We start from the raw sequence: 24,949 nt of genomic DNA on the forward strand, positions 1-24,949 counted from the left end.
TTGGGGGCGTCGGCGGGCGGTCCGTCCCTCCCGATGGCACGGTGACGACCGTGGCGAGTGATCCACTATGTATGTAGGTGCCCTGACATTGGACATCCTGCTCGGCGAGGTCCACTCGCTGAAGCAGAAGCGCTCGGTGGTGCGTCCCATCGTCGCCGAGGTGCAGCGACGCTTCCCGGGTGTGGCAGTCGCGGAGACCGGTCATCTTGATCTGCATCGCCGTACCGAGATCGGGATCGCGGTCGTCTCCGCCAGCGCCGCCAACTGCGGTGCGGTGCTGGACGACTGCGAGCGGCTGATCGCCTTCCGGCCGGAGATCGAGTTGCTGTCCGCCAGACACCGGCTCTACAACGAGGACGAGGACTAGATGGGGGGACGGCCGGTGGCGGAAGCACCCCTCCCGCTCCGGCCGTCCCCACAAGAAGGGGGGAGCTATGGACGCCGCGCGAGCACGCAAGATCGCCGACCGGATCCAGCAGATCGTGGCGGAGATGCTGGAGCGCCGGATCAAGGACCCCAGGCTGGGGTTCGTGACCGTGACGGACACACGGATCACCAACGACCTGAGTGAGGCCACGGTGTTCTACACCGTTTTCGGCTCGGAGGCCGAGCGGGCCGACTCCGCACTGGCGCTGGAGAGCGCCAAGGGGCTCATCCGCTCGGAGGTGGGCCGCCAGACGGGTCTGCGCCACACGCCGACGCTGACGTTCACCCACGACCCGCTCCCTGACACCGCCCGTCATCTGGAGGACCTGCTCGCCGAGGCGAAGGCCAGGGACGTGGAGATCGCCAAGCGGGCCGAGGGGGCTCTGCACGCGGGGGACGCCGACCCTTACCGCAAGCCCGAGGACAGGGCCGGCGACTCCGAGGACGAAGAGGACGAATCCTCGGAGCGCGCGGGATATTCCGCGACGTGACGCCCGACCCGCGTGACGACGGCCCGGTGCCCGGTCAGGACTGGGACCGGGCCGCCCGGATCATCTCGGCCGCGGACGAGGTCGCGCTGGCCTGCCATGTCTCGCCCGACGGTGACGCGCTCGGCTCCATGCTGGGCGTCGGGCTCGCGCTGCGCGCGGCGGGCAAGCGGGTCACCGCGTCCTTCGGCGACCGGAGCTTCCACGTGCCCAGGCTGCTCCGCTTCCTGCCGGGGCAGGACCTGCTGATCGACCCCGCGCACTATCCCGCCGTACCCGAGGTGATGGTCACCTTCGACCTCCCCACCGTTGAGCGCCTTGGCACCCTGGCCGGAAACGCGGCCGGGGCGCGAGAGCTGATCGTGCTGGACCACCATCCGTCCAACACCGGGTTCGGCACGCTCAACCTGGTCGACCCCGGCGCCGCCGCCACCGCCGTGCTCGCCGAGGAGCTGATCCACAGGCTCGGCCTGCCGATCGACAGGGACATCGCGACCTGCCTGTACGTCGGGCTCGTCACCGACACCGGCTCGTTTCGGCACTCCTCCACCACCCCGCGGGCGCATGCCATGGCCGCCCGGCTGGTGGCATGCGGGCTTGACCCCGAGGAACTCGCCCGCGAGCTGTGGGACCGCTCCCCGTTCGGCTACCTGAAGGTGCTCGGTACCGCGCTGGACAGGGTCCGGCTGGAGCCGGAGGTGGGCGGTGGCCTGGTCTGGACGTTCGTCACCCGGGCAGACCGGGCCGCGCACGGGCTGCCGTACGACGAGGTGGAGGGGATCATCGACGTGGTCCGGCGCACCGACGAGGCGGACGTCGCCGCGATCCTCAAGGAGGACGACGAGGGTGCCTGGCAGGTCTCGACGCGGTCCAAGGGAGGGGTGGACGTCTCGCGCGTCTGCGCCGAACTGGGCGGCGGCGGGCACGCCAGGGCGGCGGGTTTCACCTCCCACCTGCCCGTCGAGGAGACGATCGCCAGTCTCCGGGCACTGCTGTAGAACTCTCCTGGCACGTCTGTCAAAGGAATCCCATTGAGCACGGCTCGCGCCAAGCGCACCCCGCCGCCGAGCGGCCTGATCATCGTCGACAAGCCCGCCGAGTGGACCTCGCACGATGTCGTGGCCAAGCTCCGCGGCATCGCGGGCACCCGCAAGGTCGGCCACGCGGGCACCCTCGATCCGATGGCCACCGGCGTGCTGGTGGTCGGCGTCGAGAAGGCCACCCGCCTGCTCGGCCACCTCGCGCTCACCGAGAAGGGCTACGATGCCACGATCCGCCTCGGCCAGGCCACCAACACCGACGACGCCGAGGGGGAGATCATCGCGACCGCGTCGGCGGCGGGTGTCGCCGAGGAGGACGTCCGAAAGGGGGTCGCCGCACTGACCGGCCCGATCATGCAGATCCCGCCGCAGGTCAGCGCCATCAAGGTGAACGGCGAGCGAGCCTACAAGCGAGCCAGGGCGGGGGAGGAGGTCGAGCTGAAGGCGCGCCCGGTGACCGTGTCGGGCTTCGAGATCATCGGCATCCGCCGCGACGGCGACCTGATCGACGTCGACGTCTCGGTGACCTGCTCCAGCGGCACCTACATCCGCGCGCTGGCCCGTGACCTGGGGGCCGATCTGGGCGTCGGCGGCCACCTGACCTACCTGCGCCGCACCCGCGTGGGGCCCTACGACCTGTCGATGGCGCGCACCGTCGAGCAGCTCTCCGCCGAGTGCTCGATCCTGCCGATGGCCGACGCGGTCGCGGCGGCCTTCCCTCGCCGCGACGTGACCGCCGAGGATGCGAGCACCGTCTCGCACGGCGGGCGGCTGCCCTCGCTGGGGCTGGGCAAGGGGCCGATCGGCGTGTTCGGCCCGGACGGCACCCTGCTGGCACTGGTCGAGGAGCACGACAAGATCACCAGGTCACTGGCGGTGTTCGTCTCCTGACCCGGTGACCCGGTGACCCGCGTGACCTGGCAGTGCTTTAAGGTTCGTGAACCGAACCATTTAGTCCTGTTAGGAGTCGTCTCATGGAGGTGTCCCTCTCCTCCCTGCCCGCCGCCGAGATCGCCGCGGACCTGCTCGTCCTGCCGGTGCGCGAGGGGCACGACCCCGGGCTCGGCCTCGGCGGCGTGTTCGGCCAGGTCAGGTTCACCGGCAGGGCCGGTCAGGACCTGCTGCTGCCGCGCCGGGACGGCGACGTCTTCCGCGCGGCCGCGGTCCTGCTGGTCGGGCTCGGCACCGACGACGGCGAGCACGCGGTACGGCGGGCGGTGGGCCGCGTCGCGCCACGGCTCGCCGAGTTCCCCACCGTGGCCATCGCCTTCCCCCACGCCCAGGCGGTCATCGAGGGCGTGCGGCTGGGCGGTTACCGGTTCGACGGCTACAAGAGCGAGCCATCCGGGCATGCCGTACGCGAACTGATCATCCTGGCGGCTGAGAACCCCGCGGGGGTCGTGCGGGCCGGGATCGTCGCCGACGCGGTGACGTTCGCCCGCGACCTGGTCAACACCCCGGCCGGTGACCTGGTCCCGATGGATCTGGCCGAGCGGGCGCGGGAGATGGCCGGGGCGTGCGGGCTGGGCGTGCGGGTGCTGGAGACCGGTGCGCTCCGCGAGGGCGGCTTCGGCGGCATCCTCGGCGTCGGCGCGGCCAGCGCGAACCCGCCCTGCCTGATCGAGGTGAGCCACCCCGGTGACGGCGCGAGCGGCACGGTCGGCCTCGTGGGCAAGGGCATCACCTTCGACTCCGGCGGTCTCGCCATCAAGGGCCTCGGGGCGATGTCCACCATGAAGTGTGACATGGCGGGTGGGGCGACCATGCTCGCGGTCGTCCAGGCCGCCGCCAGGCTGGGGCTGCCGGTGGGGGTCACCGCCGTGGTGCCCGCGGCCGAGAACATGGTCAGCGGCTCCGCCACCCGGCCCGGGGACGTGCTCAGGCACCGCAACGGGCGGACCACCGAGGTGACCGACACCGACAGCGAGGGCCGTCTGGTACTGGCCGACGCGCTCGCCTACCTGGCCGAGAGCTCTCCCGACGTGCTGATCGACGCGGCCACGCTGACCTACTCGGTGATGCACGCGCTCGGTGAGGACATCACCGGGGTGATCGGCAGTGACCGGGGGCTGGTCGGCGAGCTGATCGCGGCCGGTTCACGGGCCGGTGAGCCGATGTGGGAGCTGCCGCTCTGGGAGCCGTACGCCGACAGGCTCGCCTCCGAGGTGGCCGACGCGAAGAACGAGGGCGGCAATCTGGCCGACGCGACGATCGCCGCGCTGTTCCTGCGGCCGTTCACCGCCGGCCTGCCCTGGGCCCACCTGGACTTCGCCACGACCGCCTACCTGGACAAGCCCACCGACCTGGGCCCGGTGGGCGCGACCGGTGCGATGGTCCGCACGCTGATCGGCTATCTGGAGACCCGCCCCTAGCCTGGACCGCGGCTTCCCGGACGGTCCTGTCCGGGAAACCGGTCTCCGAACGGGGCCGGGGCTGTCCGGGGATCGGTCGCCGGGTGGGCCGGGGCTGTCCGGGGATCGGTCGCCGGGGGGGACGGGGCTGCCCGGGATCTGGTCGCCGGGCGGGTGCGGGCTATCCGGAGGCCCGTTCCTGGGCGCGTTCGAGCATGGCGCGCATCATGTCGGAGGTCAGGGCGAAGTGCTGCTCCGACAGGGAGCCTGCCCGCTCGGCGTCGCCGGCCGCGATGGCCTCGTAGATCTTCCGGTGCTCGGTCAGCGCCCGCTGGTAATCATCGGGATCGTCCTCCCCGTACGGTTCGACGGGGAATCCGAGGCTCACCCGCGTCAGCAGGTCCCGGCTGAGCGCGCTGATCTTCGGGTTGGCCGTCGCGGCCAGTATGGCGCCGTGGAAGGCCGCGTCGGCCGCCTGTTCCTGGCCCAGCGTGCCGGCCGTCGCGTAGCCGTCCAGCGCCACGCGCATGGCCGACAGGTCCTCGTCCGTACGGCGGAGTGCGGCGGTCCGCGCGACCAGCCCCTCCACCAGGCAGCGCAGGTCGAACAGCTGCTCCAGCTCGGGCCAGCGGGGCAGGAGCGTGCGGCGCACGGCGGAGGCCGTGGCCTCGGTCCAGCTCGTCCTGACGTAGGCCCCGCCGGTCCGGCCGCGCTTGATCTCCACGATGCCCACCGCCTGGAGCCGGCCGATGGCCTCGCGGACCGTCGCGCGGCTCACGTCGAGGATCGTGGCCAGCTCGCGTTCTCCGGGGAGGCGTTCGCCGGGCAGGTAGTCGCCTATCGCGACGGCGGTCATCAGCCGATCGGCCACCTCGGTGGCCACCGACTGCACCCTGACGGGGCTGAGCACGGAGGACTGGGTGGCGTCGCCCAGCACCTGGCCCAGCATGCGGGAGAGATCGTCGGTGCCGGGGGACGTCGCGTCGGGGTACACACCCGGCACGTTACACAACCTTACGATTCCAAAAAAGGTATTGTGTTCAGGCCATTAATCCATATGATGTCCACGACATGGACATTCGGCTCATCTAGTGGCATATGCCCACTTGTTGTATGGAGGACTGCGGTGGCGATCCCCGAACCGACCACCCAGGGCCTGGCCCCCTTCAAGGACTGGCATACCTGGTACCGCGTCACGGGAGACCTGAACGCGGGCAAAGCCCCCCTCGTCGTGCTGCACGGCGGCCCCGGCGCCGCCCACGACTACACCCTGCGTATGGCGCGGCTGGCCGAGCAGGACCGGGCGGTCGTCCACTACGACCAGCTCGGTGTGGGGCTCTCCACCCACCTGCCCGATCGCGGCGCCGACTTCTGGACGGTCGAGCTCTTCCTCGCCGAACTGGACAACCTGCTGACCCATCTCGGCATCGCCGGCGGATACCACCTGATCGGCCAGTCGTGGGGCGGCATGCTGGCCGCCGAGCACGCGGTACTCCGGCCCGAGGGCCTCAAGGGGCTGGTCATCGCCGACTCGCCCGCCTCGATGGGGCTCTGGCGCGAGGAGTGCGACCGGCTGCGCGCCGAGCTTCCGGCCGAGGTCGAGCGGACGCTCCGCGAGCACGAGGCCGCCGGGACCACCGGCAGCCCCGAGTACCGCGCGGCGGAGAAGGTGTTCAACGCCCGCCACGTCTGCATGATCGTTCCCAACCCGCCGGAGGTCCTGGCCAGCGACGCCAAGACCGCGGAGGACCCGACCGTGTACCACACGATGAACGGGCCGACCGAGTTCCACGTCGTCGGCAGCCTGCGGGACTGGTCGGTGGTCGACAGGCTGCACCAGGTGACCGCGCCCACCCTGCTCGTCTCCGGGCGGCACGACGAGGCCACCCCTCGCACCGTGCAGCCCTTCGCGGACCACATCCCCGACGTCCGATGGCAGATCTTCGAGCACTCCAGTCACATGCCGCACATCGAGGAAGAGGAGCTCTTCCTGCAGGTGGTCGGCTCATTCCTCGACTCCACGGACTAGGACCCCCATGAAGCGCAACATCCCGATCGCAGCGGGCGCGGCCCTGCTCGCCCTGTCCGTCGCCGCTTGTTCCGGCGCCTCCGCCCCGGCCGGGTCCGCAGGGCAGGCCGGCCCGGCCGGATCCTCCCAGGCGGGCTCAGCGGGCTTCCAGGAGCAGCACAAGGGCGGCACGCTCCGCCTGCAGGCCAAGGCCGGCGACGGCACGCTCGACCCGCACATCAACTACAGCAACGGCAACTGGCAGGTCTTCCAGGCCATGTACGACGGCCTGCTGGCCTTCAAGAAGGTCGGTGGCGAGGCCTCCTACGACCTGGTCCCGGACCTGGCCGAGGCCATGCCCCAGGTCAGTCAGGACGGCAGGTCCTACACCTTCACCCTCCGCAAGGGCGTGAGGTTCGCCGGCGGCGGCGAGGTCACCGTCGACGACGTGGTGGCCTCCTTCGAGCGGATCTACAAGGTCTCCGGGCCGACCTCCGGCACCTTCTACGCCGGGATCGTCGGCGCCGAAGACTGCGTCAAGAAGCCGAAGGGCTGCACGCTCGAGGCGGGCGTGGTCGCCGACAAGGCCAAGAACACGGTCACGATCAACCTGGTCGAGCCGGACTCGGAGTTCCCGCTCAAGCTCGCGCTGCCGCACGCGGCGGTGCTGCCGAAGGACACCCCGGACAAGGACCAGGGCACCAAGCCGATCGGCGGCACCGGGCCCTACACGGCGGCCTCCTACGACCCCAACAAGGAGCTCAAGCTCGTCCGCAACCCCAACTTCACCGAGTGGTCGCGCGAGGCGCAGCCGCAGGGGTACCCGGACGAGATCGTCTACTCCTACGGCCTCACCGCCGAGGCCGCGGTCACCGCTGTCCAGAACGGCCAGGCCGACTGGGTCTTCGACCCGCTGCCCGCCGATCGGCTCAGCGAGATCGGCACCAAGTACGCCTCCCAGGCGCACGTGAACCAGCTCTCGGCCTTCTGGTACCTCCCGCTCAACGTCAACCTCGCCCCGTTCGACAAGCCCGAGGCCCGTCAGGCGCTCAACTGGGCGATCGACCGCCAGGCCGTGGTGAAGATGTTCGGCGGGGCCAACGTGGCCCAGCCCGCCTGCTCACTCCTGCCGCCCGGCATCCCCGGTCACGCCGACTTCTGTGACTTCCCCAAGCAGGACCTGGCCAAGGCCAGGGAACTCGTCCAGCAGTCGGGCACCGCGGGCCAGGAGGTCTCCCTGGTCGTCGCCGACGACGACGTGAGCAAGCAGATCGGCGAGTACGTCCGCAGCACCCTGGAGCAGATCGGCTACCAGGCCAAGCTCAAGGTCATCTCGACGAACATCCACTTCACCTACATCCAGAACGACAAGAACAAGGTCCAGGCCAGCGTCTCCCAGTGGTACGCCGACTACCCCGCCGCCTCGGACTTCCTGAACGTGCTGCTGTCCTGCGCGTCCTTCCGCCCGGGCAGCGACTCCAGCATCAACATCTCCGGCTTCTGCGACAAGGACATCGACGCCCGGATGGCCGAGGCCATGACGCTGGACCGGACCGACAAGAACGCCGCGAACGCCAAGTGGGGCGAGATCGACCGCGACCTGACCAAGGCAAGCCCGATCATCCCGCTGTTCACCCCCAAGCAGGTCGACTTCGTCTCCAGCAGGGTCGGCAACTACCAGTTCCACAAGCAGTTCTTCATGCTCATCTCCCAGCTCTGGGTCAAGTAGGTGAGCACGATGAGCGGGGCGGAGACCATCCCCGCGGTCGCCGCCACGGTCCGGCCCGGTGCCGGCCCGTGGCGGCAGGCCGCCGTCCGGATCCTGCGCAACCGCTCGGCGATGATCGCCGGAGCCGGACTGCTCCTCATCGTGCTCGTCTGCCTGCTGGCCCCGGTCTACGCGGGTTCGATCGCGCACACCGACCCGTTCGTCTCCAACATCTCCGGCACCACGGTCGTGGACGGCCAGGAGGTCCAGGTCCTCCAGCAGAGCACCGAGGGCCTCGGTCTGGGCGTCACCCCGATCGGCCCGACCGGCGACCCCGGCCACTACCTGCTCGGGGCGGACAACCAGGGCCGCGACGTCATGGCCAGGCTCCTGTACGGCGGGCGCAACAGCCTGCTGATCGGCGTCTCCGCGGCGCTGCTCTGCTGTGCGCTGGCCACCGTGCTCGGCGTGGTCGCCGGCTATTTCGGCGGCTGGATCGACGCCGTGCTCTCCCGGTTCTTCGACGTGATCTGGGCCTTCCCGGTCTACCTGCTGGCCATCTGCCTGTCGGTGGTGCTGCTCACCAGCGGCCTGCACCTGGGGCCGGTCCACATCGACGCGGGCAGCCTCGCACTGCCGATCGTCATCATCGCGATCATCTACGTCCCCTACGTGGCCCGGCCACTGCGGGGCCAGGTGATGGCGCTGCGCGACAAGGAGTTCCTGCACGCCGCCGTCGGCCTGGGCGCGAGCGACCTGCGGATCATGCGCCGTGAGGTGCTGCCGAACATCCTGCCCACAGTGGTGGTGTTCCTGCCGCTGATGACGGCGCTCAGCATGCTCACCGAGTCGGCGCTGTCGTTCCTGTCGGTCGGTGTCCAGTCGCCCGACGCGAGCTGGGGCACGATCATCAACGACGGCCTCGCCCTGCTCTACACCCGGCCGATGATCACTATCGCCGCGGGGCTGTTCGTCGCGCTGACCGCGGTCGTGCTCAACGTCTTCGGCGACGGCGTGCGCGACGCGCTCGACCCGAACGCCCGGCTGCGGGGAGGCGCCTGATGATCGGCTACATCCTGCGGCGCTTCGGTGCCGCGCTGCTCGTCCTCTTCGCGATCAGCGTGCTGGTCTTCCTGATCTTCTTCGCCACGCCGGGCGTGGACCCGGCGGCACGCATCGCGGGCAAGAACGCCGACCCGGCCACGCTGGAGCAGGTGCGCGCGTCGTTCGGCTTCGACCAGCCGCTGCCCGTGCAGTACCTGATGATGATGAAGCACCTGTTCGTCACCCAGGACCTCACCTCGTTCGTCAACCGGGGCACGCTGGTGATCCCGCAGATCATGGCCGCGGTCCCGGTCACGCTCTCGCTCGTCGCCGGCGCGGCGGTGATCTGGATGGTGCTGGGCGTGGCGATGGGCACCCTCGCCGGCGCCATGCGCGGCACGGTGGTCGACCCGCTGGTCATGCTGCTCGGCGTCTTCGGCGTCTCGCTGCCGGTCTACTGGCTGGGCGAGGTGGTCAACCTCATCACCCAGAAGGAACTGCACGACTCGGTCTTCTCCTGGGTCCCGCCGCTCGGCTACGTCCCGCTCTCGCAGAGCCCTGGACAGTGGGCGCTGCACCTGCTGCTGCCCTGGCTCACCCTGGCCCTGCTGTACGCCGGGATCTACGCCAGGCTGCTGCGCGGCGAGCTGATCCAGGCGCTGAACGAGGACTACGTGCGCACCGCCCGCGCCAAGGGCCTGTCCGAGTGGCGCATCCTGATCAGGCACGCGCTGCGCTGCTCGCTGATCCCGATCGTGTCGCTGTTCGGCCTGGACTTCGGCGCCCTCGTCGGGGGCGCGGCGTTGCTCACCGAGGTGGTCTTCGGCCTGCCGGGCATCGGCAAACTCACCTACCAGGCGCTGCAGAACCTCGACCTGCCCGTGATCATGGGCACGGTCCTCTACGCCGCCTTCTTCGTCGTACTGGCCAACGCCGTGGTGGACGTCCTGTACGCCCGGCTCGACCCTAGGGTGCGCCGTGCCTGACCAACCGCTTCTCGAAGTCGACGACCTGCGGGTGCGCTTCCGCACCGGCAGGGGCCGGTTCACGGCCGTCGACGGGCTGTCCTTCTCCGTACGGCCCGGCGAGGTGCTGGGCATCGTGGGGGAGTCGGGCTCGGGCAAGAGCGTGTCGATGCTCGGCGTGCTCCGGCTGATCCGTACCCCTAATGCCGAAATTTCTGGAAGTGTGATCTTCCGTGGCCGTGACCTGCTGTCGCTGAAGGACAAGGAGATGCGGGCCGTCCGGGGGCGGGAGATCGCCATGATCTTCCAGGACCCGATGACCGCCCTCACCCCCGTCTACACGGTCGGCTGGCAGATCGCCGAGCAGATCCGCGCCCACGAGAGGATCTCGAAGAGGCAGGCCCGCGACCGCGCGGTCAAGCTGCTCGACGAGGTCGGCATCCCGGCCCCCGGCAAGCGGGTGGACTCCTACCCGCACGAGTTCTCCGGCGGCATGCGCCAGCGCGTGGTCATCGCCATGGCGCTGTCGTGCAACCCCGGGCTGCTGATCGCCGACGAGCCCACCACCGCGCTCGACGTCACCACCCAGGCGCAGATCCTCGACCTGATGCGCCGCCTGCGCACCGACCACGGCTCGGCGATCGTCATGATCACCCACGACATGGGCGTGGTCTCGGAGATCGCCGACGAGGTCTTGGTCATGTACGGCGGGCGCGCGGTCGAGCGCGGTCCCCGCGGAAAGGTCTTCCACGCCCCCCGCCACCCCTACACCTGGGGCCTGCTCGACTCGGTGCCCCGGGTGGGCGGCCCGCGCGTCCGGCGGCTGCCCACGATCCCGGGCGCCCCCGGCGCCTCGGGCGGCGGCTGCCCCTTCGCCGACCGCTGCGTCCACCGCCACCACGCCTGCGACGAGGTCCCCCCGCTCGTCGGCGTGGCCGGCCACCTCGACGCCTGCCTGCTGCCCCGGGAGGGCAGGGAGCGGATCCGTCGCGGCGACCGCGACGGCCTGGTGGCGTCCCCGGCACGACAGACCGCCCTCGCGGCGGATGAGGAGCGTTGAGCGACCCGTGAACACAACGGACACGACGATGAACGCCCTGCTCAGGGCCACCAACGTGGTCAAGCACTTCAGGGCGCGTGGAGGCCGGGGCGTACAGGCCGTCAACGGGGTCTCGCTGGAGGTCCGCGCCGGGGAGACCCTCGGCGTGGTCGGTGAGTCCGGGTGTGGCAAGTCCACGCTCGGCCGCTGCCTGGTCCGGCTGACCGATGTCACCGCGGGCCGGGTGGAGTTCGACGGGCAGGACATCACCGGCCTGTCCCGGCGCGGCCTCCGCCCGGTCCGCAAGGATTTGCAGCTCGTCTTCCAGGACCCCTACGCCTCGCTCAACCCGCGCCGCACGGCCGGTGACGCCGTCGCGGAGCCGCTCAGGATCCACGGGTACGGCGACGCCGGCGCGATCAGGAACCGGGTCGGTGAGCTGTTCGACCTGGTCGGCCTGGCCAAGAGCCACCTGGACCGCTACCCGCACGAGTTCTCCGGTGGCCAGCGCCAGCGGATCGGCATCGCCAGGGCCATCGCCCTGTCGCCCAAGCTCGTGGTGGCCGACGAGCCGGTCTCCGCGCTCGACGTGTCGGTGCAGGCGCAGGTGCTCAACCTCTTCGCCGATCTCCAGGAGGAGCTCGGGCTCACCTACGTCTTCATCGCGCACGACCTCGGCGTGGTGCGGCACGTGTCGGACCGGATCGCGGTGATGTACCTCGGGGAGATCGTCGAGGTGGCCGAGGCCGAGGCGCTGTACGCCGCCCCCGCCCACCCCTACACCCACGCGCTGCTCTCGGCGGTTCCGGAGATCGACGACGGGTCGGGAGCGCCACGCCGCGAGCGTGTCGTGCTGACCGGCGACGTGCCCAGCCCGATCGACCGGCCCACCGGCTGTTCCTTCCACCCCCGCTGCCCGATCGCCCAGGAGCGGTGCCGTACCGAACGTCCCGCGCCGAGCCTCGTCGGCGGACGTCAGGTGGCCTGTCACTTTCCGATACGCTCCCCGGTTGGAGAGATGACCGGGGAGCATGGCAGGCTTTAGGGGTCGATCCGCTACAAGGGGAAGAGGCTGCGGTGCGAGGTTGGCACGGATTGGACGACGTGCCCGAGAACTGGGGCAGGTCCGTCGTCACGATCGGCGTCTTCGACGGCGTTCACCGCGGGCATCAGCAGATGGTGGCCAGAGCCGTCGCGATGGCCGCGGATCTTGCGGTGCCCTCGGTGGTGGTGACCTTCGACCCGCATCCGGAGGAGGTGGTGCGGCCCGGCACGCATCCTCCGAGGCTGACGACGGCCAGGCACCGCACCGAGCTTCTCGCCGGGCTGGGCGTCGACGCGGTGTGCGTCCTGCCGTTCACGCTGGAGTTCTCCCGGATGAGCCCCGACGAGTTCGTGCAGACCGTGCTCGTCGACCGGTTGCACGCCGCCGGGGTCGTGGTGGGGGAGAACTTCCGCTTCGGCCACAAGGCCTCCGGTGACGTGGAGACACTGCGCACCCTCGGCGAGAAGTACGACTTCGTGGCCGAGGCGGTCCCGCTGGTCAGCGATGGTGAGACGATCTCCTCCACGCTGATCCGCGAGCAGATCACCTCCGGTGACATGGAGGCGGTCAGGCTGACGCTCGGCCGCCCGCACCGGGTCGAGGGCGTGGTGGTCCGCGGCTACCAGCGCGGCCGGCAGCTCGGTTTCCCGACGGCCAACCTGGAGTCGCCGGAGTTCACCGCGATCCCCGCCGACGGCGTCTACGCCGGTTGGCTGCAGGGCGTCGAGACCGGCAACCTGCCCGCCGTGTACGGCGGCGAGCGCTGGCCCGCGGCGATCTCCGTGGGTACCAACCCGACCTTCGAGGGCGTGCCCCGCACCGTCGAGGCGTACGCGCTCGACCGTGACGATCTCGACCTCTACGGTGCGCATGTGGCCGTCGACTTCGGGCCGAGGCTTCGCGGCAACACCAGGTTCGACTCGATCGCGGCGCTCGTCGAGCAGATCCGGGCGGACGTGGACGAGGTACGGCGCCTGACGGGCTGATCTCTCCCGCGCGCTCCTCGCCACAGGGGCCGTATGGCCCGTTCGAGCGCCCGCCGAACCCGCCGTCCCGCTGAACTCGCCGAACCCGTCGTCCCGCCGAGCCACGCGTGGCTCTCGTGAGCCGACACGCCGTCCAGGCGGTCCACGGGGGCCGGATTCATGGGGCTGCCGCATGATGTGCGGGGGCGACGAGGCCGGTGGTAGCCTGGCATGTCAGCTCTGTAACCGTGTTCTCACGATCCCGGCGCTGATCTCGCCACGGCGACTGTAGGCACGCACGGTCGTTCGGGGAGTCGGAACTGCGCGTGCCCGTAGAGGTTCAAGGAGAGAAGTGTCGCTCGACACCGCCGCAAAGAAGCAGATCATCGGTGACTACGCCAAGGGTGAGACCGACACCGGTTCCCCCGAGGTGCAGATCGCGTTGCTGAGCAAGCGCATCAGCGAGCTCACCGAGCACCTGAAGATGCACAAGCACGACCACCACAGCCGTCGCGGTCTGCTGCTGCTCGTCGGCCGCCGCCGCCGGCTGCTGAAGTACCTGCAGAGCAAGGACATCGCGCGCTACCGTTCGCTCATCGAGCGGCTCGGCCTGCGCCGATAGAGTCATGAGGGAGCGGCCTCGCGCCGCTCCCTCATCTCATATGGCTCGGTGTCGGCGCGTCGCGCCATGAAGACGCCGTCCCAGTGAGCAAACTGAATAGCCGAGACAGTGCCCCGCGTCCGCAAGCAAGCGCGCCCCACGGCGTCGGAGGGCCGGTCCTCGGTAGTGGCCCCCGGTCATCTTGGCACAAGCCATACGGAACCGGGCGCTTCGATCGAAGACCGGCGCTGCACCTACGGGGAGCCGGCAAACACGACGAACCAGGCGCGACACGTGCGTCTGGCCGGACGCGGGCGACCGACCCACAAGGAGGTCCCCGTGGAGGGTGTCCACAGCAGCGAAGCCGTTATCGACAACGGCTCATTCGGCACGCGTACCATCCGGTTCGAGACCGGGCGGCTCGCGCGCCAGGCGGCGGGTTCCGCCGTCGTCTACCTCGATGACGACACGATGGTCCTCTCCGCGACCACCGCGTCCAAGAATCCCAAGGAGAACCTCGACTTCTTCCCCCTCACGGTGGACGTCGAGGAGCGAATGTACGCCGCGGGCCGCATTCCCGGCTCGTTCTTCCGGCGTGAGGGCCGTCCCTCCGAGGACGCCATCCTCACCTGCCGCCTGATCGACCGGCCGCTGCGCCCCTCGTTCGTCAAGGGCCTGCGCAACGAGATCCAGGTGGTCGCCACCATCATGGCGCTCCACCCCGAGCACCTGTACGACGTCGTCGCGATCAACGCCGCGTCCCTCTCCACCCAGCTGGCGGGGCTGCCGTTCTCCGGCCCGATCGGCGGCGTCCGCGTCGCGCTGATCGAGGGCCAGTGGGTCGCCTTCCCGACCAACTCCGAGCTGGCGAACGCCACCTTCGACATGGTGGTCGCGGGCCGCGTGCTCGACGACGGCGACGTCGCGATCATGATGGTCGAGGCCGAGTCCACCCGTGACACGCTCAGGCTCGTCGGCGAGGGAGCCGTGGCGCCGACCGAGGAGACCGTGGCGCAGGGCCTGGAGGCTTCCAAGCCGTTCATCAAGGTGCTCTGCGAGGCACAGGCCAAGATCGCGAAGGTCGCCGCCAAGGAGACCGCCGAGTACCCGCTCTTCCTCGACTACCAGGACGACGTCCTGGAGGCCGTGACCGGCGCGGTCAAGAGCGAGCTCGCCGCCGCGCTGACCATCGCGGGCAAGCAGGAGCGCGAGGCCGAGCTCGACCGGGTCAAGGCCCTGGCGCTGGAGAAGGTCGGACCCGACTTCGAGGGCCGCGAGAAGGAGATCGGCGCCGCGTTCCGGTCGCTGACCAAGAAGCTCATGCGTGAGCGCGTCATCGCCGAGGGCGTCCGTATCGACGGCCGCGGCGTCAAGGACATCAGGCAGCTCAGTGCCGAGGTCCACGTCGTGCCCCGGGTGCACGGCTCGGCCCTGTTCGAGCGTGGCGAGACCCAGATCCTGGGCATCACCACCCTCAACATGCTCCGCATGGAGCAGATGATCGACACGCTCAACCCCGAGCGCACCAAGCGCTACATGCACAACTACAACTTCCCGCCCTACTCCACCGGCGAGACCGGCCGGGTGGGCTCTCCCAAGCGGCGCGAGATCGGCCACGGCGCGCTCGCCGAGCGGGCGCTGCTGCCCGTCCTGCCGCTGCGCGAGGAGTTCCCGTACGCGATCCGCCAGGTCTCCGAGGCGCTGGGTTCCAACGGCTCGACCTCCATGGGGTCGGTGTGCGCCTCGACGATGGCGCTGCTCGACGCGGGTGTCCCGCTCAAGGGCATCGTCGCGGGCATCGCGATGGGCCTCATCAACGAGGGCGACCAGTACGTCACGCTGACCGACATCCTCGGGGCCGAGGACGCCATGGGCGACATGGACTTCAAGGTCGCCGGCACCAAGGACGTCATCACCGCGCTCCAGCTCGACACCAAGCTGGACGGCATTCCGGCCTCCGTGCTGGCGGCCGCGCTGAAGCAGGCCAAGGGCGCTCGTCTGGCCATCATCGACGTGATGCAGGAGGCCATCGACTCCCCGGCGGAGATGAACGTCACGGCCCCGCGCATCATCACGATCAAGATCCCGGTGGACAAGATCGGAGAGGTCATCGGCCCGAAGGGCAAGATGATCAACCAGATCCAGGACGACACCGGCGCCGAGATCACCCTCGAGGACGACGGAACCATCTACATCGGCGCCACCGACGGCCCGTCCGCCGAGGCGGCCAGGTCGGCGATCAACGCCATCGCGAACCCGCACATGCCGGAGGTCGGCGAGCGCTACCTGGGCACGGTCGTCAAGATCGCCGCCTTCGGCGCCTTCGTCTCCCTCATGCCGGGCAAGGACGGCCTCCTGCACGTCTCCCAGATCCGCAAGCTGCACGGCGGCAAGCGCATCGAGAACGTCGAGGACGTCATGAACGTCGGCGAGAAGGTCCAGGTGGAGATCGCCGAGATCGACTCGCGCGGCAAGCTCTCCCTGGTGCCCGTCGAGGTCATCGAGAAGGAGGCCGCGGCCAAGGCGGAGGCCGGCGACTCCGACACCTCGGCGGCCCCGCCCGCTGAGGCACCCGCCGACGACCGGCCGCGCGAGGAGCGGCCCCGCCGCACCCGCACCCGCAGCAGCAGTGGTGGTGGCGGCAACCGCGGTGGAGGGGAAGACCGCAACTCGTGATCACCACCACTCTGCACCCCGGCAAGGACGGCGCCGGGGTCGTGAAGCGCACCGTCCTCCCCGGTGGGCTCCGGGTGGTGACCGAGTCCATGCCGACCGTGCGTTCCGTCGCGGTCGGCATGTGGGTCGGCATCGGATCGAGAGACGAGTCCCCCCAGCACATGGGCTCCTCCCACTTCCTTGAGCACCTGCTGTTCAAGGGGACCCCCACACGGGACGCGCTGGAGATCTCCGCGGCCATCGAGGGCATCGGCGGCGAGATCAACGCCTTCACCGCCAAGGAGTACACCTGCTACTACGCGCGGGTCCTCGACGAGGACCTGCGGGTGGCGATCGACGTGCTCGCCGACGTGGTGACCTCCTCGCTCATCACCGACGAGGACGTCGAGGCCGAGCGTGGCGTGATCCTGGAGGAGATCGCCATGCACGACGACGACCCCTCCGACGTGGTGCACGAGCAGTTCTCCACCGAGCTGTACGGCGACACGCCCGTCGGCAGGCCGATCCTCGGCACCGTCGACTCGATCACCGCGGTCACCCGCGACCGGATCGCCGAGTACTACCGGCGCTACTACCTGCCCACCCACACGGTGGTGTCGGTGGCGGGCAACGTCGACCACGAGCAGGTCGTGGCCCTGGTCGCCGCGGCCTACGAGCGGGCGGGGGCACTGGGCGGGGACGCCTCGCCGGTGCCTCCGCGCGTGTCGGGGCCCGGTGTCGAGACCCGCTCGGGTACGCGGGTGGTGCACCGGCCGACCGAGCAGGCCAACCTGGTCCTGGGTACGACCGCGCTGACCCGCACCGACGAGCGCCGCTTCGCGCTCGGCGTGCTCAACGCGGCGCTCGGCGGTGGCATGTCGTCGCGGCTGTTCCAGGAGATCAGGGAGAAGAGGGGCCTCGCCTACTCGGCCTACTCCTACACCTCCGCCCTCGCGGACACCGGCCAGTTCGGCATCTACGTCGGCTGCCTGCCGTCGAAGATCGACGACGTGCTGAAGATCTGCCGCGAGGAGGTGCTCCGCGTGATCGCCGACGGCATCACCGAGGAGGAGATCGTCCGGGGCAAGGGGCAGATGCGCGGCGGTCTCGTGCTCGGCCTGGAGGACACCGGCTCCCGGATGTCCAGGATCGGCAAGGGCGAACTGGTCTTCGACGAGCTGCTCTCGGTCGACGACCTGCTCGGCAGGATCGACGCGGTGACCTCGGAGGAGATCAGCGAGGTCGCGGCGGACGTCCTCAACCGCCCGATGTCCCTCGCGGTCATCGGCCCCTACGACGATGACAAGGACTTCAGCGCGGCCCTGGTCAGCTGACGATCCCGAATGCGAGCGGCCCCGGCGTTCCCCGCCGGGGCCGTCCGCGTCTCCAGGCCCTCTGTCCGGCTCTCCTGTGACCCGGGGGGCCGTGTCCTCCAGGCCCTCTGTCCGGGCCCTTCCCGTGACCTGGGGCACCCGGGGTGGCCCGCGTCTCCAGGCCCTCTGTCCGGCCTTCCCGGGACCCGGGGCCCGGGGTGGTCCGTGACATCCAGGCGGGCTCGTACGGTATAGCCTTGGGGCTGTGATCAGGGTTGGAGTTCTCGGCGCCCGAGGGCGCGTCGGTGTCGAAGTGTGCAAGGCCGTCGAGGCGGCGGACGATCTGGAACTGGTCGCGGCGGTCGACCAGGGCGACCCGATCGAGGAGCTGGAGCGTGCCGAGGTGGTGGTCGACTTCACCCACCCCGACGTCGTCATGGGCAACCTCGAGTGGTGCATCTCCCACGGGGTCCACCCGGTGGTCGGCACCACGGGCTTCGACGCCGGGCGGCTCGCGACGGTCAGGGGCTGGCTGGAGGCCAACCCCGGCGTCAACGCGCTGATCGCCCCCAACTTCGGCATCGCGGCGGTGCTCATGATGCACTTCGCCCAGCAGGCCGCCCGCTACTTCGAGTCCGCCGAGATCGTCGAGCTGCACCACCCCAACAAGGCGGACGCGCCCTCGGGCACCGCCCGCCGCACCGCCGAGCTGATCGCCGAGGCCCGGCGCAAGGCGGGCTCCGCGCCGATGCCCGACGCCACCAGCACGGAGCTGGACGGGGCCCGCGGCGCCGACGTCGACGGGGTCCGGGTGCACGCGGTGCGGCTGGCCGGGCTCATCGCCCACCAGGAGGTCATCCTGGGCGGCGACGGCGAGATCCTGACCATCCGGCACGACACGATGAACCGCTCGTCGTTCACCCCTGGCGTGCTCCTGGGCGTGCGCCGGGTCCGCGAGCTCCCCGGCCTGACCATCGGCCTGGAGCCCCTTCTCGACCTCTGACAGGTACCTCCCACCTCTGGCGGGGCTGTCTCTCCGAAGACGGGGAGGAAAGCCGGATAAGGGAAGAATCCCCTCGTTCGGGAGGGGGACCGTTCAAAGAGCCAGGCCTACGGCCAGCAGTAGCCCGTACACGAGCTGGAAGCGGCCCGTCTGCTGGAGCGTCGCGATGAGCGCCGGGCCCGTGGCGCCTGCCCGGACCGCCTTGACCGGGGCGACGGCGAGTGGGGCGGCGAGCAGTGCCGACGCCGCGAACGGCTGCCAGGGCGCCAGCGCGGGCGCGATCAGCAGGGGCAGGACCAGGCAGAGGGTGTAGAGGACACGGGTGCGGCGATCGCCGAGCACCACGGCCATGGTGCGCTTGCCCGCCGGGCCGTCGGTCACGATGTCGCGCAGGTTGTTGACCACGAGCATCGCGCAGGCCAGCAGGCCCGCCGGGACGGCCGCCGCCACCGCGAGCGGGGGCAGGTGTTCGAGCTGGACGTACGTGGTGCCCGTCACGGCCACCAGGCCGAAGAACACGAACACCGAGATCTCGCCGAGTGCGCGGTAACCGTACGGGCTGGAGCCGCCGGTGTAGAACCAGGCGGCGGCGATCGCCGCCGCGCCGACCGGCAGCAGCCACCACGTCCCGGTGGACACGACGAGCACCAGTCCCGCCACCGCGGCGGCGAGGAAGCAGGCGAGGGCCGCGGCGAGGACCTGGCGTGGCGGGGCGGCACCTGAGCCGACCAGGCGCATCGGGCCGACCCGGCCCTCGTCGGTGCCGCGCACCCCGTCGCTGTAGTCGTTGGCGTAGTTGACGCCCACCTGGAGGACGAGAGCCACGAACAGAGCCAGCAGGGCCCGCCACCACACCCCTCCGCTGTATCCGATCGCGACCCCGGTGCCGATGGCGACGGGGACGACGGCGGCGGGAAGGGTGCGTGGACGTGCTCCGGCGATCCACTGGCTCGGGGTGGCCATGGGGGTGCGGTGTTCCTCTCCGGCTCTAGCTGATGTCGGTCGCCAGGCGGATCATCCGCACCGTACGGCCCATGTCGATGACCCGTTCGGCCCCGTCGGCACCCCAACCGGCGGACTCCAGGAAGCCGAGCACCGCGTAGTTGTCGGCGAACACCCAGGTCACGATGGTGTGGTAGCCGTCGTCACGGAGGTAGTCGACGGTGGCGTTGAGCAGCCGGCTGCCGTGACCGCGCCGGACGTGGTCGGGGTCGATGAGGAAGGTGAGCATCTCGCCGGCGATGGTCGGGTCGAGGTCGGGGTCCTCGGCCGGGGCGTGTGAGGCCAGGCCCGCGACCTTCTCGGCGCCCTGCATCGCCGCCATGGCCTCGATGCCGCCGGGGCCGAGCGCGGGGAAGGCGTCGGTGTCGAGGACCACCTGCTCCACGGCCACCAGCACGCGGTGCCGGGAGCTGGGCGGCGAGGTGATCGCGTCGTCCCACTGCTGCCGCCACATGTTCTCGGCCGCCGGGCCGGTCATCTGCTCCAGCGGTCCTTCGGGAAGGAAATCCCGGTAGCCGTACTTCCAGGCGCGGATCTGGGTGCTCGTCACCGCGGCGACATCCTCGTGCCGAGCCGCCCGCACGCCTACGTCTGCCATCTCGGCCCGCTCCTTCTCTGCCGTCGCCTCGGAACGCGCTGTCTCGCGGATCTCGTGCCACGCGAGCGGGCATCAGGCGGGTGGATCCGTGAGTCAGGCTCTTACACCGTATCGGGGAATCCGACTCAGAGATGACGTGAACCCGGCTCCGTCTGCCGACGGGCCCGATATGCCCTTGTCTTTGTGCGGTTGCCGCAGACCCTCATGGAGCACCACGACCGTGAACGGTTCTTGGAGGAGTCGACGAACGCCCACTGGCAGGTGCTCTCGGTGCAGACCTTCAGGCGCGGCCACATCCCGCCCGCGCGGGTGCTCATCACGGCGCCGGCGATGCCGGCCAGCCCGCCGGGCACTCCCGTCGCGACCGGTTCGAGCACCGGCCCGTCGGTGGTCAGGGCGACCCGGAGCGGGAGAGCGGCGAACGCCCGCGGCAGCCCGTCCCCGTCCCGGCGTCTGTCCCTGTCCCTGTCCTCGTGCCTGTCCCCGTTCTCGCCGCCGGGGCGGCCGTGGTTGTGGCGGAGCGCCGCGCGGAGGCCCTCGCGAAGGTCGACGGCCGTCGCCAGATCCGTCTCGTCGGCCACCTCTCCTGGCCCGATCAGGCCCCGCCCGGCGAGCCAGGCGGTCAGCGCGGCGGGAGAGGGGATCGAGTCGGCGTCGCTCTCGACGTCGTACGTGTTGACGAAGTCGATCACCAGGTCGGCGGGGTTGTCCATGTCGTAGCTCACCTCTCCGCAACCACTGTATGCCATTAGGAGGTTGTACTCCTTCCGACACTGTCATAGCTTGATAGGCGGTGTTTTAAGGAGCGGGTGGGGTCAGAGGGTGGGGTCAGGAGGCGTCCAGTGCCGTGGCCAGCCTGCGGACGCCCTCGACGAGCTCGGCCGTGTGGACGGCCGCCGAGTGGGTCACCCTGATGCGAGGGCCGGGAGGCTCGGCCGGGTAGTAGATGCGCCCGGGGCTCACCAGGGCGCCCGCCCTCCTGGCGGCCTCGACCACGGCGTCCTCGTCCTCCTCGGCGGGGAGCCGTACCCACAGGTGCAGGCCGCCGCGGGGAACCAGGTGGATCCCGGCGGCGGGCATCCGGGCGGTCAGGGCGGCGGCGAGGGTGTCCCTGCGGAGCGTCAGCTCGGTGCCCAGCGTGGCCAGGTGGCGCCGCCAGGCGGGCGAGCTGACGAACTCCAGGGCGGTCTCCTGGAGCGGCCTGGCCACGAAGAACGACTCCACGAGCTGGTTCGCCCTCAGGCGCCGGGCGGCGGGGCCGCGGGCGACGACTCCGGCGACCCGCATGCTGGGCGACAGGACCTTGGTCAGGGAGTTGATGTGCACGACCGTGCCGTGGGTGTCCAGCGCGACCATCGGCGGCGGGACGGGGGCCGTGGTGAAGTAACGGGCGTAGTCGTCCTCGATCACGAACGCTCCGGCGGCGCGGGCGATCGCCAGCACCTGCTCGCGTCGTTCGAGGGTCAGGGTCGCGCCGGTGGGGTTGTGCAGGGTCGGCTGGCAGAGGAAGACCCGCGCGCCGGTCACGGCGAACGCCTCCGCGAGGAGTTCGGGCCTGACCCCGTCGCGGTCCATGGGCACGGCCGTCGCGCGGAGTCCGGCGGCCCGCGCCGAGGCCAGCGCGCCCGGATAGGTGGGGGTCTCGACGAGGACGGGGGTCTGGGGGGCGGCGAGGGAGCGGAAGGCGTGGGTGAGCGCCGCCTGCCCGCCGCTGACGACGAGGACGTCCGAGGGGGTGACGTCGCCGCCCAGCTCCTGGGCGAACCACCTGCGCAGCTCGGCGGAGCCCGCCAGCGGCGGCATCTCCCAGACGTCGGGGCGGCGGAGCGCGCGGGAGGCGGCGGCCGACAGGGCCCTGGAGGGGCGCAGAGCCGGGTTGAGGTAGCCGCCGGTGAGCGGGATGACCCCGTCCGGCGGAGGGGTCAGCAGGCCGTTGACCTCGCTGTCGTCCACCACCCGGTCGCCGAGCGCCACCGTCTGCCAGGACAGGTCGGCGCTGTCGGCGCCGTGCGTGACCGCCGGGGCGACGTAGGCGCCGCTACCGGGTTTCGTGATCACCCGTCCCTCGGCGGAGAGCCTGCCGATCGCGCGCGACACGGTCACGGGGCTCACGTTGTACAGCCGGACCAGCTCGCGGCTCGACGGCAACCTGTCGCCCGGGCGGAGCCGCCCGATCTCCTCGCGGAGCGTGGCGGCCAATCGGACGATACTGCTATCGTCATTCATGAGGGATAATAGTAGCGCTATCGTATCGGATCGAGTAGCGGTCAGCGCCGGCGGGAGAGCTCCCGAGGTCCTTGGAAAGGTGCCGTCCGGGCCGGCGGGCATGGCGTGGCGGGGGACCCTGCTGGCAGGGCTCGGGGTGCTGGTGTTCTCCGGGTCGTTCCCGGCGACGGTCTTCGCGATGGAGGGCTTCGACCCCTATCTGGTGGCGGTCGGACGGGCCGCCATCGCGGCGGTCGCGGCGGCCGCGTTCCTGCTCGCGGCCAGGGTGCCGCTGCTGCCGCCCGGCTCCCAGCTCCGGTCCTACCTCGTCATCGTGGCGGGCGTGGTGTTCGGCTTCCCCGTCTTCAGCGGCCTGGCGCTCAACGCGGGGGCCTCCACCTCACACGCCGCCGTGGTGATCGGGTTGCTGCCCGCGGCCACCGCCGCCTGCGCCGTGCTGCGGGCGGGGGAGCGGCCCAAGGCGCTGTTCTGGGTCTCCTGCGGCCTCGGCGCCGTGGCGATCACGGCCTTCACCCTCAGCATGGGGGGCGGTCACATCACCGGGGCCGACGTGCTGCTCGTCGGCGCGCTGCTGTCGGCCGCCGTCGGCTACACCGAGGGTGGGCGCCTGGCCCGGGAGACCCCCGGCTGGCGGGTCATCTCCCACACCCTCGTCCTCGCCGCCCCGCTGACCGTGCCGATCACGGTGGTGCTGGCGCTGACCACCGACGTGCGGCCGGACGCCGCCTCGCTGGCCGGGTTCGCATACGTCGGCCTGGTCTCGATGTTCCTCGGCTTCATCCCCTGGTACGCGGGCCTGGCCATGGGCGGGATCGCCCGTGCGGGGCAGACCCAGCTCGCCCAGCCGCTGCTGACGCTGCTGTGGGCCTGGTTGCTGCTCGACGAGTTGTTCGGCCCGGTCACGATCGCGGCGGCACTGGTGGTCCTCGCGTGCGTGGCCCTGACGCAGCGATCCCGCTCCTGAGAACCGAGGTGAGGCGCGGCCCTGTTGTGCCGCGGGCGGATCGCCGGAGAATGGGGCGGAACATCGACTTCCGCCCTCGCCGGATACGACGACCGCGGCGGAGGTCCTCCGATGGCGTAGGGAGACAATTCGTGGGCATGAGCCTCGCGGTGGGAGACATGGTCGAGGACTTCGAGCTTCTCGACGAGACGGGCACGCAAAGGCGGCTCAGCGAGTTTCTGGTCAAGGGGCCGGTGGTGCTCTTCTTCTATCCGGCGGCCATGACGTCGGGATGCACGGCCGAGAGCTGCCACTTCCGTGACCTGGCGGCGGACTTCGCCGCCGAGGGAGCGACCAGGATCGGAATCAGCCGGGACGGGGTCGCCAGGCAGGCGAGGTTCGCCCAGGCCAACCAGCTGGGCTTTCCGCTGCTTTCCGACCCGGACGGCGCGGTCGCCCGGAGCCTCGGCGCCCGCCGCACCATCGCGGTGGGCCCCTTCCTCACCCGACGGATGACCTTCGTCGTCGACGTGGACCACCGCCTCCTGGAAGTGATCCACAGCGAGACCCACATGGAGGCCCACGCGGACCGCGCCCTGGAGGTTCTTCGTTCCCGTCCCCGCCTGTGACCGCCCGTTCGTTCGGGCGAAAGGCGCCGGCAGGGCGGTGGCCGAGGTCTCTCAGGGGTGCGGAGGAAGGCGCCGGCAGGGCGGTGGCCGAGGTCTCTCAGGGGTGCAGAGGGTGGGAGTAGACCAGGCGGAAGCGGTCGCCGGGAATGATGATGTCGCTGGTCTCCACAGGGCGGTCTCCGGCCCAGTGGGTGCGCTCGACGTGCAGGACGTTGACGCCCGCGGGCAGGGCGAGGGCGTCGCTCTCGGCGGGCTGTGGGACGCGGGTGTGGACCTGCTCGACGATATCGGTGATCTTGACGCCGAAGGCGGACAGGCGGGCGATCAGGCTGCGGGGGTTCTCCTCGGTGACGGGCTCGCTGAACTCGGCGGGCTCGTAGGAGGTGGCCAGCTGGATCGGCTTGCCGTCGCCGCGGAAGACGTAACGGGTGCGGGTCAGCGGGGCGGATTCGTCCAGCCGGAGGCGGTGGGCGATGTCGGGGGTGGCGTCGGTGGGCTCGGCCCGCCACTCCCAGGTGGCCCGGGTGCCCTGCGACTGGACGTCGGCCCCGAAGGGGGCGTGGTGGTCGTGGAAGCGCCAGCGGTGCAGCGGGAGCAGCAGCGGCTGCTCCCGCACGTAGTGGCCCGAGCCGACGCGGCCGACGATCAGGCCTTCGGCGGTGAGCACGCGCAGCGCGTGCCTGGCGGCGGTCTCGCCCACGCCGTACTTCCTGGTCAGCTGGGCGCGCGAGGGGATCGAGGAGCCTGGGGGAAGGGTGCCGTCGACGATCTGGCGCCGGATGTCGGCGACGACGCGCAGGTAGACAGGATCGGAGCTTGCCACGTGTTCATCCCTGGGTTCTGGGGCGTTGTCCCATCCTGTCGTATTCAATGCGCGACACAGGGTGATGGCGAAGATTT

At 70.6% G+C, this 24,949-nt stretch carries 24 protein-coding genes; 18 read left to right on the forward strand and 6 right to left on the reverse strand.

Features of this window, described 5'->3' with window-relative positions; genetic code table 11:
- The first annotated feature begins 67 nt into the window (after window positions 1-67).
- The 5 genes from OG884_RS25940 (at window position 68) to OG884_RS25960 (ending at window position 4,326) form a co-directional block, all read left to right on the forward strand.
- The gene (locus OG884_RS25940) at window positions 68-367 is read left to right on the forward strand and encodes a DUF503 domain-containing protein (RefSeq protein WP_326637085.1); all 300 of its coding nucleotides are present in this window, start codon (window positions 68-70) and stop codon (window positions 365-367) included.
- A 67-nt stretch (window positions 368-434) separates the two neighbouring features.
- Window positions 435-917, forward strand: a complete 483-nt coding sequence (gene rbfA, locus OG884_RS25945) for a 30S ribosome-binding factor RbfA (RefSeq protein WP_326637087.1) — start codon at window positions 435-437, stop codon at window positions 915-917.
- On the forward strand, window positions 914-1,912 hold the full coding sequence (locus OG884_RS25950; RefSeq protein ID WP_326637088.1) for a DHH family phosphoesterase: 999 nt from the start codon (window positions 914-916) through the stop codon (window positions 1,910-1,912). Before rbfA ends, OG884_RS25950 begins: the two co-directional genes overlap by 4 nt.
- Before the next feature lie 33 nt (window positions 1,913-1,945).
- Window positions 1,946-2,845 carry a tRNA pseudouridine(55) synthase TruB gene (gene truB, locus OG884_RS25955; protein WP_326637090.1) on the forward strand — a complete coding sequence of 300 codons (900 nt, stop codon included), beginning with the start codon at window positions 1,946-1,948 and terminating at the stop codon, window positions 2,843-2,845.
- Window positions 2,846-2,928: 83 nt separating this feature from the next.
- Window positions 2,929-4,326 carry a leucyl aminopeptidase gene (locus OG884_RS25960; RefSeq protein WP_326637092.1) on the forward strand — a complete coding sequence of 466 codons (1,398 nt, stop codon included), beginning with the start codon at window positions 2,929-2,931 and terminating at the stop codon, window positions 4,324-4,326.
- A 160-nt stretch (window positions 4,327-4,486) separates the two neighbouring features.
- On the opposite strand, the gene OG884_RS25965 is transcribed toward OG884_RS25960, so the two are convergent.
- Window positions 4,487-5,308, reverse strand: coding sequence for a FadR/GntR family transcriptional regulator (locus tag OG884_RS25965; protein WP_326637094.1), 822 nt, complete (start codon window positions 5,306-5,308; stop codon window positions 4,487-4,489).
- 123 nt (window positions 5,309-5,431) lie between these two features.
- Between OG884_RS25965 and OG884_RS25970 the strand changes: the two genes are divergently transcribed.
- From OG884_RS25970 to dapB, 11 genes are all read left to right on the forward strand, one after another.
- A complete protein-coding gene (locus OG884_RS25970) occupies window positions 5,432-6,334 on the forward strand; it encodes a proline iminopeptidase-family hydrolase (RefSeq protein WP_326637096.1) in 903 nt (300 codons plus the stop codon).
- Between the two features lie 7 nt (window positions 6,335-6,341).
- Window positions 6,342-8,042: an ABC transporter substrate-binding protein gene (locus OG884_RS25975; RefSeq protein WP_326637098.1), complete on the forward strand. Its 1,701-nt coding sequence runs from the start codon at window positions 6,342-6,344 to the stop codon at window positions 8,040-8,042.
- A 9-nt stretch (window positions 8,043-8,051) separates the two neighbouring features.
- Window positions 8,052-9,083, forward strand: a complete 1,032-nt coding sequence (locus OG884_RS25980; RefSeq protein WP_326637100.1) for an ABC transporter permease — start codon at window positions 8,052-8,054, stop codon at window positions 9,081-9,083.
- Window positions 9,083-10,051: an ABC transporter permease gene (locus OG884_RS25985; RefSeq protein WP_326637102.1), complete on the forward strand. Its 969-nt coding sequence runs from the start codon at window positions 9,083-9,085 to the stop codon at window positions 10,049-10,051. The genes OG884_RS25980 and OG884_RS25985 overlap by 1 nt, the downstream gene beginning before the upstream one ends.
- A complete protein-coding gene (locus OG884_RS25990) occupies window positions 10,044-11,090 on the forward strand; it encodes an ABC transporter ATP-binding protein (RefSeq protein WP_326637103.1) in 1,047 nt (348 codons plus the stop codon). The genes OG884_RS25985 and OG884_RS25990 overlap by 8 nt, the downstream gene beginning before the upstream one ends.
- A gap of 7 nt (window positions 11,091-11,097) precedes the next feature.
- Window positions 11,098-12,114 carry an ABC transporter ATP-binding protein gene (locus OG884_RS25995; protein ID WP_442811529.1) on the forward strand — a complete coding sequence of 339 codons (1,017 nt, stop codon included), beginning with the start codon at window positions 11,098-11,100 and terminating at the stop codon, window positions 12,112-12,114.
- Window positions 12,115-12,146: 32 nt separating this feature from the next.
- Window positions 12,147-13,100: a bifunctional riboflavin kinase/FAD synthetase gene (locus tag OG884_RS26000; protein WP_326637107.1), complete on the forward strand. Its 954-nt coding sequence runs from the start codon at window positions 12,147-12,149 to the stop codon at window positions 13,098-13,100.
- A gap of 331 nt (window positions 13,101-13,431) precedes the next feature.
- Entirely contained in the window at window positions 13,432-13,701 is a 270-nt protein-coding gene (rpsO, locus tag OG884_RS26005; RefSeq protein WP_326637109.1) for a 30S ribosomal protein S15, read from the forward strand.
- Window positions 13,702-14,019: 318 nt separating this feature from the next.
- Window positions 14,020-16,356 carry a polyribonucleotide nucleotidyltransferase gene (locus OG884_RS26010; RefSeq protein ID WP_326637111.1) on the forward strand — a complete coding sequence of 779 codons (2,337 nt, stop codon included), beginning with the start codon at window positions 14,020-14,022 and terminating at the stop codon, window positions 16,354-16,356.
- On the forward strand, window positions 16,356-17,669 hold the full coding sequence (locus OG884_RS26015; RefSeq protein WP_326646995.1) for a M16 family metallopeptidase: 1,314 nt from the start codon (window positions 16,356-16,358) through the stop codon (window positions 17,667-17,669). The genes OG884_RS26010 and OG884_RS26015 overlap by 1 nt, the downstream gene beginning before the upstream one ends.
- A gap of 244 nt (window positions 17,670-17,913) precedes the next feature.
- Entirely contained in the window at window positions 17,914-18,651 is a 738-nt protein-coding gene (gene dapB, locus OG884_RS26020; protein ID WP_326637113.1) for a 4-hydroxy-tetrahydrodipicolinate reductase, read from the forward strand.
- 93 nt (window positions 18,652-18,744) lie between these two features.
- On the opposite strand, the gene OG884_RS26025 is transcribed toward dapB, so the two are convergent.
- The 4 genes from OG884_RS26025 to OG884_RS26040 form a co-directional block, all read right to left on the reverse strand.
- Window positions 18,745-19,614, reverse strand: a complete 870-nt coding sequence (locus OG884_RS26025) for a 1,4-dihydroxy-2-naphthoate polyprenyltransferase (RefSeq protein WP_326637115.1) — start codon at window positions 19,612-19,614, stop codon at window positions 18,745-18,747.
- Between the two features lie 25 nt (window positions 19,615-19,639).
- Entirely contained in the window at window positions 19,640-20,251 is a 612-nt protein-coding gene (locus OG884_RS26030) for a GNAT family N-acetyltransferase (protein ID WP_030904184.1), read from the reverse strand.
- Between the two features lie 125 nt (window positions 20,252-20,376).
- Window positions 20,377-21,000 carry a CGNR zinc finger domain-containing protein gene (locus tag OG884_RS26035; protein WP_326637121.1) on the reverse strand — a complete coding sequence of 208 codons (624 nt, stop codon included), beginning with the start codon at window positions 20,998-21,000 and terminating at the stop codon, window positions 20,377-20,379.
- Between the two features lie 79 nt (window positions 21,001-21,079).
- Window positions 21,080-22,477 (reverse strand): aminotransferase-like domain-containing protein, encoded by a 1,398-nt coding sequence (locus OG884_RS26040; protein ID WP_326637123.1) that lies wholly within the window; start codon window positions 22,475-22,477, stop codon window positions 21,080-21,082.
- Between the two features lie 79 nt (window positions 22,478-22,556).
- On the opposite strand from OG884_RS26040, the gene OG884_RS26045 reads away from it, so the two are divergent.
- Window positions 22,557-23,441, forward strand: coding sequence for a DMT family transporter (locus tag OG884_RS26045; RefSeq protein WP_326637124.1), 885 nt, complete (start codon window positions 22,557-22,559; stop codon window positions 23,439-23,441).
- A 137-nt stretch (window positions 23,442-23,578) separates the two neighbouring features.
- Window positions 23,579-24,049 (forward strand): peroxiredoxin, encoded by a 471-nt coding sequence (locus OG884_RS26050; RefSeq protein WP_326646996.1) that lies wholly within the window; start codon window positions 23,579-23,581, stop codon window positions 24,047-24,049.
- 97 nt (window positions 24,050-24,146) lie between these two features.
- Here the strand turns inward: OG884_RS26050 and OG884_RS26055 are convergent, their stop codons facing one another.
- Window positions 24,147-24,872, reverse strand: a complete 726-nt coding sequence (locus OG884_RS26055; protein WP_326637125.1) for a GntR family transcriptional regulator — start codon at window positions 24,870-24,872, stop codon at window positions 24,147-24,149.
- Window positions 24,873-24,949: the final 77 nt, after the last annotated feature.

Source organism: Streptosporangium sp. NBC_01755 (assembly GCF_035917995.1).
Classification (GTDB): domain Bacteria; phylum Actinomycetota; class Actinomycetes; order Streptosporangiales; family Streptosporangiaceae; genus Streptosporangium.

Coding starts and splice junctions, on each gene's coding strand:
- OG884_RS25940 (WP_326637085.1), top strand. CDS start 68: ATGTATGTAGGTGCCCTGACATTGGACATCCTGCTCGGCGAGGTCCAC.
- rbfA (WP_326637087.1), top strand. CDS start 435: ATGGACGCCGCGCGAGCACGCAAGATCGCCGACCGGATCCAGCAGATC.
- OG884_RS25960 (WP_326637092.1), top strand. CDS start 2,929: ATGGAGGTGTCCCTCTCCTCCCTGCCCGCCGCCGAGATCGCCGCGGAC.
- OG884_RS25975 (WP_326637098.1), top strand. CDS start 6,342: ATGAAGCGCAACATCCCGATCGCAGCGGGCGCGGCCCTGCTCGCCCTG.
- OG884_RS25980 (WP_326637100.1), top strand. CDS start 8,052: ATGAGCGGGGCGGAGACCATCCCCGCGGTCGCCGCCACGGTCCGGCCC.
- OG884_RS25985 (WP_326637102.1), top strand. CDS start 9,083: ATGATCGGCTACATCCTGCGGCGCTTCGGTGCCGCGCTGCTCGTCCTC.
- OG884_RS26025 (WP_326637115.1), bottom strand. CDS start 19,614: ATGGCCACCCCGAGCCAGTGGATCGCCGGAGCACGTCCACGCACCCTT.
- OG884_RS26030 (WP_030904184.1), bottom strand. CDS start 20,251: ATGGCAGACGTAGGCGTGCGGGCGGCTCGGCACGAGGATGTCGCCGCG.
- OG884_RS26035 (WP_326637121.1), bottom strand. CDS start 21,000: ATGGCATACAGTGGTTGCGGAGAGGTGAGCTACGACATGGACAACCCC.
- OG884_RS26040 (WP_326637123.1), bottom strand. CDS start 22,477: ATGAATGACGATAGCAGTATCGTCCGATTGGCCGCCACGCTCCGCGAG.
- OG884_RS26050 (WP_326646996.1), top strand. CDS start 23,579: ATGAGCCTCGCGGTGGGAGACATGGTCGAGGACTTCGAGCTTCTCGAC.